The organism is Pseudomonas sp. NPDC089407, from assembly GCF_044900445.1.
Classification (GTDB): Bacteria; Pseudomonadota; Gammaproteobacteria; order Pseudomonadales; family Pseudomonadaceae; genus Aquipseudomonas.
The window spans coordinates 41,545-54,539 of sequence record NZ_JBJDNB010000006.1; the positions used below are offsets into that span (position 1 = coordinate 41,545).

The 12,995-nt window shown below is 63.2% G+C and carries 8 protein-coding genes; all 8 read right to left on the reverse strand.

Annotated elements, in window-relative coordinates; translation table 11 throughout:
- Positions 1–7 precede the first annotated feature (7 nt).
- The 8 genes from ACI2KG_RS06700 to ACI2KG_RS06735 are packed head-to-tail and all read right to left on the reverse strand — an operon-like array spanning position 8 to position 12,991.
- Positions 8–742, reverse strand: coding sequence for a hypothetical protein (locus tag ACI2KG_RS06700; RefSeq protein ID WP_400616552.1), 735 nt, complete (start codon positions 740–742; stop codon positions 8–10).
- 25 nt (positions 743–767) lie between these two features.
- Positions 768–2,318 carry a formylglycine-generating enzyme family protein gene (locus ACI2KG_RS06705; protein ID WP_404661309.1) on the reverse strand — a complete coding sequence of 517 codons (1,551 nt, stop codon included), beginning with the start codon at positions 2,316–2,318 and terminating at the stop codon, positions 768–770.
- The gene (locus tag ACI2KG_RS06710; protein ID WP_404661310.1) at positions 2,308–3,531 is read right to left on the reverse strand and encodes an ABC transporter permease; all 1,224 of its coding nucleotides are present in this window, start codon (positions 3,529–3,531) and stop codon (positions 2,308–2,310) included. The genes ACI2KG_RS06705 and ACI2KG_RS06710 overlap by 11 nt, the downstream gene beginning before the upstream one ends.
- A complete protein-coding gene (locus tag ACI2KG_RS06715) occupies positions 3,515–4,213 on the reverse strand; it encodes an ABC transporter ATP-binding protein (RefSeq protein ID WP_404661311.1) in 699 nt (232 codons plus the stop codon). Before ACI2KG_RS06715 ends, ACI2KG_RS06710 begins: the two co-directional genes overlap by 17 nt.
- A 6-nt stretch (positions 4,214–4,219) precedes the next feature.
- Positions 4,220–6,178: a vWA domain-containing protein gene (locus ACI2KG_RS06720; RefSeq protein WP_404661312.1), complete on the reverse strand. Its 1,959-nt coding sequence runs from the start codon at positions 6,176–6,178 to the stop codon at positions 4,220–4,222.
- Complete coding sequence (locus tag ACI2KG_RS06725; protein WP_404661313.1) at positions 6,175–7,203, reverse strand: hypothetical protein; 1,029 nt, start codon at positions 7,201–7,203, stop codon at positions 6,175–6,177. The genes ACI2KG_RS06720 and ACI2KG_RS06725 overlap by 4 nt, the downstream gene beginning before the upstream one ends.
- A gap of 5 nt (positions 7,204–7,208) precedes the next feature.
- Positions 7,209–9,917, reverse strand: coding sequence for a virulence factor SrfC family protein (locus ACI2KG_RS06730; protein ID WP_404661314.1), 2,709 nt, complete (start codon positions 9,915–9,917; stop codon positions 7,209–7,211).
- Positions 9,914–12,991 (reverse strand): virulence factor SrfB, encoded by a 3,078-nt coding sequence (locus ACI2KG_RS06735; protein ID WP_404661315.1) that lies wholly within the window; start codon positions 12,989–12,991, stop codon positions 9,914–9,916. The genes ACI2KG_RS06730 and ACI2KG_RS06735 overlap by 4 nt, the downstream gene beginning before the upstream one ends.
- Between the last annotated feature and the right edge of the window lie 4 nt (positions 12,992–12,995).

The following is a 12,995-nucleotide window of genomic DNA, read 5'->3' on the forward strand; positions in this document are numbered from 1 at the left end:
CTCTCCCTTAGCCCAAGGTGATGGCCGAACGCTGGTTGTAGAGGCCGTCGACCTCTTGCTGCAGCGATGCGACCTTGGTGTTCATCTTGGCGATCTCGGCTTCCACCTTCTGCACTTCGGCCTGGCTGGCACCGCCGTCACGCTCGAGCTTGGCCACTTGCTGGTATTCGTTGACCCGGGTTTTCATGTTGTTCAGGTCTTTGCGCATCAGGCCGATGTTCTGGTCAATGCTGGCAATGTCCTTCTGTGCCTTGGCCTTGTCGACGGTCTTGGCCTTGATGCTCTTCTGGATGCTGGCGATCTGTTGCTTGTCGTCATTGATGACGCGTTGCAGGGTATTGGTACGCTCCGCGACCTTGGCGGTTTCACCTTGTACTTCGGTGGTCATCGCATTCAGGCGCTCGGTGGTATCGGCATACTTGGCCCGGCGCTGGTCCAGGTAGTAGTTGGCACCCATGGCCACACCGCACGCGGCGACACCGGCAATGATCGAGCATGCCGCCTTGTTGCCGGAATTGGACAACATGCAGGCGAGGATGCCGCCGCCAGCGGCGATGGCACAGGCCTGGAAGCCCGACGTGGTGAAGAACTTGGCATCGTTGCCGCTGGTCAGGCGCGGGTCGGGCGTGCCGCCGCTACCGGTCATGGAGCTGCCGGTGTTGGCGCACCCGGTAAAGGCCAGGCACGCGGCCATCAGCAAACTGAGCCAAGGGTTGATACGGCTGGATGTAGTGGTGTTCATGCTGCGGCTCCTGGGTGTCCTTGGGTCAGTGTGTGACGGTCTTGCAGGTGTTCAGCCAAGTGGTGGCGTCAATTTTCTGGGTCTTGAGGAACGACACCTGGTTGGCCCAGTGGGTTTGCAGGTATGGCGACAGTTCCTTGAGGTTCTTGTTGGCCTTGAGCGAGCCGTCCAGCACCGGGACCTGGGCTTCGATCAAGTCTTTGCCGTACAGCGAGCCGGACTCCACCAAGGAGCTGGCGTAATAGCGGCTGAGCTTGTGCAGGCGTTGTTCCTGCTCTTCGAGCTTGACCTTGCGCACGCCACAGGTCGGGTCTTCTTCACCGGCTTTGCAGTTGCTGGCGTAGTTTTTCTGCAGGAAGTCCAGGTACTGGCCGTCGTCGAGCATCTTGGTGCACAGGAAGGCACCCAGGTTGAGGCTGGCGCGGATGGCTTGGTCGCGAGCTTCTTGCTGCTGCTGGTTGCTGGCGCGCAGCTGGCCTTCGACCGTTTTCAGCTGGGTCTTGAGGGCTTGGTCTTCGACGTTGGAGGCCAGCTCTTCCAGCGCTTTCACCGTGCCTTTCTGTTTGCTGTCAGCGGCCGGCTGATCGCTGCCCAGGTTATTCCAGCTTTTCTCGATGCTCTTGACCCGGTCACGTGAGGTCAGGGTCGGGGAAACCATGGCCAGGCGCAGCCCGTTGGTCTTTTTGGCCACGGCGCCTTCGGCGTTGTAATACGGTTCCTCCTGGCGCAGCGAGGTGCGCAGTTCACCCTCGCTGGTCAGGTAGTTGCCACCGCGCACCACATAGCCGCCGGCCTGGCCGTGCTGGCGGTCGAGCTTGTTCAGGCGGAACGGTTCGAACATCATTTCGCTGGCATTGCCGAGCATGTCGTGCAGGCCTAACGGGTTTGGCTTGAGCAGGCCGGTCAGCTGCAACTGGCCGTTGGCAGACTGGGCGCCGGCGAACCACTCGTAGGCATTCAGGCCTTCGGCCATGGGGTAGCGGCCATCGCGGAATTCGGCCGTGCTGACCTGCAGACCGCCGCGCGCGGCGAACTCCCATTCCACCTCGGTCGGCAAGCGCAGAAAGCCTTGCGCGCCATCTTCGCGGGGCAGCTTGTCGGGCGCATTGGCGCGCAACCAGCGGTTGTACTTATCGGCGGCCTGCAGGGCATCCAGCCAGGAAACCGACACCACCGGCAGGCGTTGCTTGTTGGAGGCGGTCGGGCAGGTTTCGTCCATCAGCGCCTTGTACTGCAACTGGCTCATCTCGTATTTGGCCAGCAGGTAGTAGCGCGATTTCTCGCCCTTGGCGCTGGTGAAGCTGCCGGCGATGAAGGCGGGCCGGGTCTGCTCGACATAGCCCCATTCGGCGCTGTCCTGGCCAATATTGATCGGGTAGTCGTCCAGAGGCCCGGCCACCGGGATCATCACCTTGCGAAACACCATGGCCCCCTCGCAGGGCATGGGCAGCACCACGTCGTCGGCCTCGGGCATCGGGTTGAAGTATTTCTCGTCCCAGCTTGCCGCTGCTGCTTGCAGCGCGAAGCCGAGAGCGAGTGGTGCCAGCAGCAGGCGGCTATAGGCTTTAGAGTTCACGCAGGCTCTCCGCAGGTTGTATCCGTATGGCACGCAAGGCGCCGATCAGGGCGACCAGGCCGGCGACCAAAAAGGCCAGCAGCAGGGCGACCAGGCCATGCCAGACGGTGATGTGACAGATGAAGGCGCCGGTTGCCTGGCTGCTGACCAGCAGCCGGTCGAACAGCAGGCTGCCCAGGTAATAGCTGGCAAGCCCGCCCAGATAGCCTGCCAGGCTCAGCACGAGCGCTTGCAGCACCACGTAGGCGGACACTGCGGCACTGCTGAAGCCAAGCAGGCGCAGCACTGCCAGGTGGCGGCGCTTGCGGTCGATGTTGGCCAGGAAAGCGCCTACCAACGAGGCGATACAGCCGATCAGGGCGGCACCGGCAATAACGCCGAAAATAAGCCCCAGCACGTGGTTGATCGCTTTGACGTTGTCGATCTCCGCCAAGCGGCTGGTGGTCTCGATACGTTGCGCATTAAGCCAGTGTTCCAGCGGCGCCACGCTGTCGATGTCCCGCGCATAGACCCGCGCCCGGGCATAACCGATTTTCAGGGTGTCCATGGCCTGGCCGCTGCTAGCCCCCAGGCTGGCGACCCGGTAGCCATCGCGGTAATGCTCAAGCTCCATCAGCAGCTCGGGGCTGACGAAGGCTGCCGGCCGGGCGAAGCGCACAGCACTGACGATGGCGCGTACCTGCAGGGTGCGCTCGCCGCGCTCGTTGACTTCGTTCAGGCGCCTGGCAACGCGCAGGCGCAGGCGGTCACCGACCTTGGCATCAAGGCGCTCGGCGGCCCGTTCGCTGAGGATCAGCTGGTCGTGCGCCAGCTCACTCAGGTCGGTCGCCAGCAACGGGTCGCCGGCCCGGGTAGGAATGACTTCGACATTGTCGGCAAAGCGGCCATGGGCCCCGAGCAGGTCGGCCTGGGTATTCAGCGAGCGGGTCTGGCCAATGGCGAAGCCCACTTCCGGGCGTGCCTGCAGGCGCTGCAACCAGGCTTGGTCAAAGTGGCCGCTGCTGAGCATCTTGACTTCGAGATTGCGCGGGTCGCTGAGCAGTTCCTGCTGCAACTGGCTGACCACCCCGTGCTTGAGGCCGAACAGCAACAGCAGCGGGGCGATGACGGCGACCAGCGAGGCCGCCATGCACAGGGACACGTTACGGTCGTGCCAGAGGTCGGCCAGGGACAACCTGACCAGCAGCGCCAGGCGTTTATGCCACGGGTTCAAAGCGTGTTTCCCCTTCACCGTTGATGGCGGCCAGCCGCGGCAGGCCGAAGCGCTCGACCAGCGCCCAGTCGTGTGACACCACCAAGGCGCTGAGCCCCAGCTCGGCCACCAGGTTCAGCAGCAGCTCGAACAGCCGCTCGGCGTTGTGTGGGTCCAGTGCGGCGGTTGGCTCGTCGGCCAGCAACACCTTTGGCTCGTGGGCGATGGCGCGCACGCAAGCCACCCGCTGGCGCTCGCCAATGGACAGGGCCTGGGGCAACTTGCCCAGCAACGGTGCCAGGCGCAATGCGTCGACGGCCTTGTCCACCGCCGCGCTGGCAGGTGCAAGGCCGAGCAGGCGGCGCGGCAGCAGGATGTTGTCGCGCACACTGAGGAACGGCAGCAAGCCGCCGTTCTGCAACACGAAGCCCAGCTCGCGCGAGCGCAATGCCGCCAGTGCCGGTTGCTGGTCGGTGGCCAGCAGGCTGGCCACGTCCAGGCCTTGCGGGCCAAGCCGGTAGTGCGTCAGTTGCTCAGGCTTGAGCAGCAGGCCGATGGCTTCCAGCAGTGTGCTCTTGCCGCAGCCGCTTTCGCCGGTAATGGCGCGAATCTCGCCGGCCTGCAGGCGCAGCGCGTCCAGCCGTATCCGGTGAGCCTGCGATCCTTCGCCTCGAACAACCCGTAGTCCCTTGATATCGAGCATGTGGGTTTAGGGCATCATTTCCAGTGGCACCGGGTAGACGTTGTCACGGCTGTCACTGCCCGGGGCCAGGGCGACCCAGCGGTCGACGTCAGCGTTGTAGCGCTGGTAATGGCGAAGTTTGGTGCTCAGGCTGCGGATGAATTTCTCCTGGGCCAGGCCGTCCCAGCCTTTCCAGGTTTCTTCGTCCAGGTTCAACACTTCGCTCTGGTAGGGCAGGTCTTGCAGGTATTCGCCCAATACGCCGAGGTCGGCCACGCGCGTGGTCGAGCCCTGCTTCAGTTGGTTCGGGTCGGCGCCCATGGTCGCTGCAACCGAACGCAGGCGGGTGAACATTTCGTCTGGCGAAATCATGCCTTCGTTGGCCGCATCGAGGATTTGCTTGAGCACATCGCTCAGGTCGCTGAGCTGGGCCTTGGTCAACAGCACGCGCACATCGGTGGTCGGCACGTTCTGCTTGATCAGGTCGCGGTCGCTGATCCAGGCCTGGAATACGGGCGGCGCCTGGGTGCCATTGGCTTTGCCCAGGTAGGCCAGCTGCATGGCGTGGCCAATCAGCGCGGCATCTTCGAGCATTTTCTGCTCGGCGGGGGCGGCCTTGGCGTTAGTGGCGCTGCCAATGGCGGCTTCGCCCATGTAGGCCGCCTGCACTTGTTGGGTGATGGCCGCAGCCAGGCCGTCGACCTTGCGGCCAAAGGCCTCCACGTCGCCGGCATTTACCGGGTAGTACAGCGAGGTGTTGGTACCCGGGTAGTTCGACAGCGTGCGGTACTGCGCCTCGGCACTGCTGTGGTTCTTTGCGCCGCTCGGGGTTTTCAGGTGCAGGGTATACAGGGCGACGCCCGGGTTGCTGGCTTCGATCTTGACCTGCTCCGCGCCAAGGCCGGTGCTGGACAGTTTGTCGCCACCGTCGATGGCACCGGCATCGGTGATCAGCACCACATAACGTGCGCCGAACTGGCTCCAGTCGATCTGGTCGACGGCCGACATCACGCCGGCGTAGGCATCTTCGTTGAACTCGCTGCTAGAAACCTTGGCCTGCTTGAGGTCGGCAACCTTGGCCATGAAGTCGGCACCGTCCTTCACCGTATTGGGGTCGGCGTACATCTTGCTAACGTATTCCAGGCCCGGCACGGCTTTGGTGCTGGAACGGTAGGCGACCAGGCCGAACTTGACCTGTTTGCCGAGGTTTTCCTTTTCGATCTGCGCATACACGCGCTTGATTGCTTCACGGGTGCGGTCGATGTACGGGTCCATCGAGATGGTCGAGTCGATGACGAACACCACCGCTGCACTGAACGCCTTCAACTGCTGGTTGGCAGCGGCCTGGCCGGGCGCAGGCGCTGCTGCTGCCGCTGCGGCGCTGTCGGCCTTGCTGACCGAAGCCACGTTGAGGATGCGGGTGCGGAAGCCTTCTTCGGTCATCACTTCTTCGCCGCTGAGCACTGGCAGCAGGTAGAAGTTCTTTTGCAGGTCGACGAAGTACTCCGGCTCTTCGGCCAGTACCCCTGGCGCCTCGGTGCCATGCTTGAGCTTGGCGCGTAGCGGCGCCACGTGGCTGACCGGGTCGGGGGCATTGAGGATGCCTTCGAGCTGGTTGCGCTCCTTGAAGAACATCAGCCGGTCGCGGTTGGCGGGGTTGGTGAAGGCCAGGGTCAGCTGCATTTTCCATTCGACGGTGCAGTCCGCTGGCAGCCAGCCGATGCTCTTTCCCTGGGTATCGGGGCCGACCCGCAGCCACTCGCGGGCGTCGGCCTGGGCGCGCTCATACACATAAAAGCGGCTGAACGTGGGTTGCGCGGCACCCGGGGCGGCACCTGCGCTGTCGCTGAGCTTGCAACCCGGGGTGGTCAGAACACGCTGGAACAGGGTTTTCTTGCCATCCTGCAGCAGCGGCTTGTCGGCAGCCTGCAGGGCAGGGCTGAGGGACAAGGCCAGCAGCGCGGCACCAAAGCTACGCATCTTCATGGCTTGAGCTCCTCATAACGCTGCTTGGCTTCGGCGTTGTTTTCATCGAAGCCCAGGATGGTCTCGTACCAGGAGGCTGCCGTGGCGGCTTCCGGTGCCTTGAAGCAGTTGCTTGGCTGGTGGTACTTGGGGTCGTACTCGTGGGCGTAGGCCGTGGCGATCTGGATGTCACCGGCATTGGCGCGGTTGGCATACAGGCGCTGGGCTACGTCGCACTGGTCGTTGGCCTTGGCCAGGCTGATCACGTCAAGCAGTGCGGCGCTGTCCGGCTTGCTCTGGATGCAGGACTGCAGGAACGCCAGGGAGGTCTGGCTTTTCATGCTTTCCAGCGAGCAGGGTTTGGCCGCTTCGGTCGGGGTTACAGACTTGTCTTCAGGCGGCACGGGTACCGGCGCTTCGGCTGCGCCGCGGTTGAACCACCACCAACCGGCGCCGGCCGCGACTGCCAATAAAATCAGGATCAACAGCGGCAGCAGCCACTTGTTGCCTGGCTTGTTTGCCACGGTCGGCGCCGCAGCAGCTGGCGCCGGCTGAGGGGCTGGCGCGGGCTCTGCAACCGCTGCCGGGGCAGGCTCAGGCGTGATTGCCACTGGCGGCTCGATAACCACCGATGCGCTGGCCAACGGGGCCGGTGGCGGAGACTGCTCCAGCGCCGGTCCGGACTCGACAGAGGCGATGATGGCGCTGTTGATGCGCACCATGCCCAGGTCGCTGCGCCCGGTTTGCGGGTTGCTGACCTCGATGCGGAACGTGGCGGTGCCGCTGGCCTGCAGCAAAGGGTTGATCAGGTTGGGGCCGATCCGCGTTTCGATGGCCGGGGCGCCGGCAACGGCAACCAGGTTATCCAGGCGGAACCAGTGGGCGACGTTGCCCCAGTGCCCGCCTTCATGCAGGAACTCATGGGACTGGCTGCTTTGCAGGGAGCATTGCAGCCCTTCGCTGGGGCCCTCCCAGCCGGTGATCCGCAGCAGGCCCTGGCCCGGCGTGTTCACTTCCAGTGGCAGCACATCAACTCTGATACCCATTGCAATCAACTCGCTTGAAAGGTGTTCAGCAGCACCGCCAACTGGCGTCGCTGCTCGGTGGTGATTTCCGGGTCGGCGCCGCTCTTGGCGTTTTCCTGGGTCAGCCAGGCGAGGCCCGACAGCCAGTCGACCAGGAAGCGTTGTTCTTGGTGCGGGGGTTGCTCCGGCAGCACCGGCAGCTCGCCCTGGGGCACGCTCTGGTAGAAGCCGAACACCGGCTCGCGCGAACCCAGCAGGCTGTTCGGGCGTTCAGCGGCGGGCTTCTCCAGCAAGCCGAACCAGGACAGGAAGTCGCGCATGGCCAGTTGCACCGTCAGCACCTGGCGCTGGACCATCTGGTCGCGGCGCATGCCGTTGAGCACCCGGCGCATGACCGCGGTGTCCAGTTGCTCGATGAACAGCGGGCGGCGCACTGCACTGACCAGTTCTTCGACCAGGGCTTCGACCACTTCACGGCTGATGCGCAGGCTGCTCAGGCGCGCGGGTTGCGTGCCCAGGTCGCGCATATGCTTGATCCACGCCTTCAACGCCGCGCGGACAAAACGCTGCTCGGAAGTAAGGCGTTTGGCCAGCGGCTTGGCAGCCGGGGCGGGTGCTGCGGCAGGGTTATTGGCGAACAGGTTGCCGAAGCTGATGGCCGGGGCCTTGTTGGCCGGGGCTTTGGCGGCTTGTTCGGGTTCTTCGGCAGCATCGCCGTCAATGCCGTCGATGTCGTACACGCCGCCCAGGTAAAGGTCGCGCAGCTGCTCGACCGGTACCTGCAAGGCATGGATCAACTCACTGATCGCATCCGGGTCGGCACCCAGGTTGTCCAGCAGGTACTGGGTCTTTTCCCGCTTCTTGTTCAGCAGCTGTTCGAAGTCTTCTTCGCGCCAGGTGTTCAGGCCGTGTTCCAGCAGGTCGGTGCGGCACTGTTCCAGCTGTTCTTCGATACGCGCCAGTTTGAAGTCCAGGTCATTGATCGAGGCGAAGCTGGTGCTGAAACGGCTGATGCCGCCATCGTTCAGCGTCATCATGGCGTCGAACGCGGCACCGGTTTGCGCCACATGACGGTTGGCGGTCGGGAAGTCGACCACGTATTGCCTGAGCCGCTGAATATCGGCGGCGTAGCTCTCGATTACACGGTGCTCCTGACCCTGCGCGTCACGCTCGATGAACGCCGTTTCTTTCAGGCGAGGCTTGCGCACCATGTAGGTATTGTCGAATGGCTTGCCGACCGACCACTCCTTCATCCATTCCTGGCTGCCAAACCGCTCGATGATGGTGATTTTCATCAGCCGCTCGGCGGCCTGGATCAGGTGCGTGTCTTCCTTGCCGAGCGTGCCGTTGATCCACCCATCGCACATGGTAAGGGCCCATATCAGGCCCGGCGCGCGTTGGCCCCGCTCTTTTGGCGTGGCGCCTTGGGTATTGTGGATCCAGCGGGTCAACACCGGTGCGACGCTGATGACGTCACTCTGCTTCATGGTGCTCGTGCACACCACCAGGGCGTTCATCTCCTGAGCTTCGCTGTAGCGCTCGAAGAGATAGGCAACCTTGCCGCGCAAGATCAGGTTCCAGTACGGATAGACCTCGTCGCTGGACTCTTTCACGGCCGCTTCGTCAACGGACAGGTATTTGTTACGAGTGCGATAGCCGGGGAAGTCGAGAATGTCGACGTCCTGTGCCACCGAGGCAGTCGGCCTGTTCAACAGGCTGAAGTTCACCTCTACTGCCAGCGTGGCCAATTGGGCGATGCTGACGCCGACACTGGCCTGTAGCTTGCCATCGATGCTGGGCCGTACCTGGAGTTGCTGATCGCGCCCGGTGTCCAGGCGGCTGAGAACATCCACGCTCATGATGTTGTAGGGCGATGCCGTAACGCCGTCGGTATCCTGCTTGAACACGCTTACCGGCGCATAAACCGTTTCGGCATAGCCCAATCTGTGCAACGCACCGGTCAGCACGATGTACAGGTCGGTGATGGGTGTCTGCCCAGCCCACAGCACAGAGAACAGTTTCGCACGCTCACGGGGTGCAAGGCGTGGCGCCAGTTTTATTGCGCGTGGCCAGTAGTGTTCGTCAAGAAGGCGAGTGGACTTCTCATAGTTGCTTCTCAGGTAATCCCACAGCGCGACCACATCATCGCTGCTGACCCCAGCTTGCACCTTGCCTTCCTGGCCTTCGAGGTCATTGAGCACAGCCTGAATGCGTTGCTCGGTGAAGCTGTAGTCCATCCGTTCATGGTCGAAATCTTCGAACCACGCATTGCACAGGATTTTCGCGATTTCGATTTCGCTGAACAGCTTCAGCTCGACGGGGTAGTGGGTATCTTGGCTTGGCTTGGATGTGTGGCTGAAGCGCGTGACCAGGCCGGTAGCTTCGCCGCCACCGCCGGGCGGGTTTACATGCTGGATGAAATCCAGAACTTGTCCACCAAAGTCGCTCTCCAGCTTACCATTGCCATCTGATGCCAGCGCGGAAATCAGGTATGACTTGCCCGCTTGCGAGAGGCCGAAGAAGCCTACCGCCATGGGGCTGCCGGCGCTGCGCTGGAGGTTTTTCGCCCGGTTGCGCGCGCGCCTCAGGCGCAGGCCAAGGCCATCGGCCTCGGCTTCGACACTGGCGGCATTGCCACGCACCTGCTCGATCCAGTCCAGGGCCTCACCGGCACCTTTGTGAATGGCGCCCCAGGCACCCATCAACTGCTGTTGCTTTGGCGTAAGGTCGCTCATTTTCCTTTGACGTTCCCGCTGTCGAGCCAATAGTCGCTGTCACTCAAGCTCATGGTCGGCATGGTGTTGAGTGAGAGTTCAAGATCCCGGTCGAAGTCGAAGTCGGCATCCTGGATGTTCGATTCCAGCTTCTGGATGACCAGCTTGTCGCTGATCAGCCCCTGGTCGCGTTCTTCCTGGTCGAACTGCTCGATTTCCAGGCGAATGCGCAGCACCGGCGCTTCGCCGTTCTTGCCCACCGCGCGGGAAAACGCTGCGCTGCCCGAGGGGGTGAAACGCAGGGTGTAAAGCGGTGATGCCGACCAGCGTTCAGCGGCCAGTTGGCGGTAGCCCAGGTGCATGTCGCCGCGCATTTCCAGCCATGGCGTGCCGCGCTCCTCACCTTCGCCGACAATCGGCAGCTCGATCAGCCCCTTGTCGGACTTGAGGTCGTGGTAGAGCACGTCGGCGCGCTTGATGGTGCCGGCATTGTCGATCTGCCCGAAGTGCTTTATGACTGAGTACGGCTTGAGCGCGGCAGTGCGGAAGTAGAAGTTTGGCACGCTGTGCTTTGAGCACAGCAGGCAGATCATCGCACCCACCGAGGCGGTGCTTTTCGGGTCGTCGATCAGGCCATTGCGGTGGAACGGGTACCAACCGCCGGTGCGGTAGTTCTGCATTGGCAGGATGCGCCCTGGCGGCAGCGGCAGGCGCTGGCGGATGAACGCCTGGATGCCGGGCAGGCGCGAAGGGCGGCCGGTCAGCAGGAGCATGTCGCAGGGGTAGTTGAACACCACCTCGCACAATTCACCGAGCACTTTGGTGATGTTGATCTGGCCACCCATGAAGGCAGCGTGGACCCGCTCGAGGTCGAACACGATGGGGGTCTGCAGCAAGTCCAAGGCACCATCGCGGCCGACTTCGCGGCGCACGGCAGCATTGACGAACGCCAGTACGCTGTCGTTGATCTGCGCGTCGCCCAATACTTGCTGCCAGGTCTGCTCCACGGCGGCCTGCGGTTGTGCCGGGTCGAACTGCTCATAGGCTTTGAGCAGGGCCAGGCCCAGCGGTACGAATACTTGCAGGTTCAATTGCTGGCGTAGCAGGCGTTCCTGGGCGGTGGCATCGCCATTGCCGCACAGGCGCGACATCAGCGCATCGGGTGCCGGCACGCCGGCCGAGCGCAGTGCATGGGCGAAGGACGGCAGGATGAACTCCTGGATCACGTCCAGCAGGATGTCATCACCGGCAATCTTGAAACCGTCACGGAAGCGTTGGGTCGGCACGATATGCACGTTGGCGCCGGCACCGCCACTCGCGCCGCGGTCCAGGCGGTAATCGGTGATCACCAGGTCGGTGGTGCCGCCGCCGATGTCGATGGTCGCCAGGGTGATCTGTTCGTGTTCCTGTTTGTCCGGGCGCGCCAGGGCGACGAAGAACTCTTCCGGGTGGCCGGCAAAGTTCTCGTTGACCTCGTTGTACAGGTAAACCAGCTGGCCGCAGCTGGCTTCGTCCCACTCCACGCGTACGCTGGGGAACGGTGTACGGGCCTTGACGTCTTTGCCCTTGAATGGGTTGCTCTCGTCCTGGTGCCAGCCCAGGCTCTTCCAGACCAGGCCGATGGCTTCGTACAGGCGGTTGCTGAGCAAGCTGCGTTCGGCCTGGGGCATGCCTGGCGGCACGGTCAGGGTAATGCTGTTGAGCTGGCGCGGCACCCGCGCATGGCCTTGGCGCGAGCGCTGGGCCGGGCTGTTGATCTGGCTCAGCGCTTGGGTCACGACTTCGGCCAGCATGAAGGTCATCAGGCTGCTGCGCGAATAACGCGGGTTGAACACCGGCATGTCGTAAGGCTTGAGGTACAGCGGCTGGCCACGGTCGTTGATCAGGTTGGCAAAGGGCGCGGCAACGGCCATGGGCTCCTTGTCGGTCTTGACGTAGGCGGTGTTGAAGCGCCAGCCATGGCCGTAGGCCTTTTCATCCCACAGGTAGCGTTTTGGGCTGGACAGGCCGGTCGAGCCTTCGGTGCCGCGGTTGCGGCTGGCCAAGCGGCCGGCTTCACCTCCGACACGGGCGATGGTCGGCCACTGGAAGGCATTGTGCCGGCCACTCTTGATCGACAGGTGGTCTTTGCCGAAGGCCGCATGGGTAAACTCGACACGGCTTTCGAAGGCCTGGTTGTAGACCTTTTCCGGCTCGCTCAGGTCGCGCAGCGCCAGCACGTAGTTGTGGCGCATGCCTGAGCCGGCCTGGCCATGGTCCTCGATGAGGATGCCGCAGGTGCGCGAGTTGCCTACGTCGAGCACCAGGTCCACCGGGATCGGCTTGACGATGCCATTGGCCTCGTTGGCGATCACCTTGATTTCCGGGATCTCTACCTTGGGCTTTTCGGCGCTTTGCTCGGCCGGCACCGGGCGGCGCAACAGGCTCAGCAGGTTCAGGTAGTGGCCAAGGTGGCGGTTGCCCTGCAGGTCACGGTCCAGGCGTTCGCGCGTCCATTCGGCGCGGGCCTCGGTGTACACCTCGGTCAGCCAGTCACGGATCCAGGTGTGGGTCAGGAACCAGCCGTACTCGCGGGCACTGCAGGCCAGCTTGAACGCCACGCCGGAGCGCACGTCGTCTTCGTTGGGGGCCAGGTACGGTGCGCCGGTTACCAGCGGCATGGTGCGGCTGTCGAAGCCGAGGGTAAGGCGGTGGGTGTTGCCGTCGAGGTCGGGCTCGGCGAGCTTGACCAAACGCATGCGCGCCCAGTTGTTCGGGCCTTCGTCAAAGCGATAGGGCGGCGTGAAACGCAGGAACGGGATGGGCAACCAGACCCCGTCAAGCAGCTTCAGGCTGTCTTCCATCGGCAGGCGGAAGTGGCTCTCTTCGCTGGTGTCGAACTCCACCTGCACCACTTTGTCTGGCTCGGGCTCGTAGAAGTCCTTGTATTCCTTGGACCACAGCAGGCGCGTAGGCACCATGCCGTTGTTGAGCTGGACGAATTTGCCGGTCTGCTCGCCGTCCGGGCCGAGACGCAGGGCGAAATCCATGAATTGAATTCCGGTATCGCTGACCAGCGTGACCGTTTCTTCGAACTGGGTGATTTCGGGCAACATCTTC

What these genes read in the sequence shown, in the direction of transcription:
- ACI2KG_RS06725 (WP_404661313.1), bottom strand. Translation starts at nt 7,203, where the DNA reads ATGGGTATCAGAGTTGATGTGCTGCCACTGGAAGTGAACACGCCGGGC.
- ACI2KG_RS06730 (WP_404661314.1), bottom strand. Translation starts at nt 9,917, where the DNA reads ATGAGCGACCTTACGCCAAAGCAACAGCAGTTGATGGGTGCCTGGGGC.
- ACI2KG_RS06715 (WP_404661311.1), bottom strand. Translation starts at nt 4,213, where the DNA reads ATGCTCGATATCAAGGGACTACGGGTTGTTCGAGGCGAAGGATCGCAG.
- ACI2KG_RS06700 (WP_400616552.1), bottom strand. Translation starts at nt 742, where the DNA reads ATGAACACCACTACATCCAGCCGTATCAACCCTTGGCTCAGTTTGCTG.
- ACI2KG_RS06735 (WP_404661315.1), bottom strand. Translation starts at nt 12,991, where the DNA reads ATGTTGCCCGAAATCACCCAGTTCGAAGAAACGGTCACGCTGGTCAGC.
- ACI2KG_RS06720 (WP_404661312.1), bottom strand. Translation starts at nt 6,178, where the DNA reads ATGAAGATGCGTAGCTTTGGTGCCGCGCTGCTGGCCTTGTCCCTCAGC.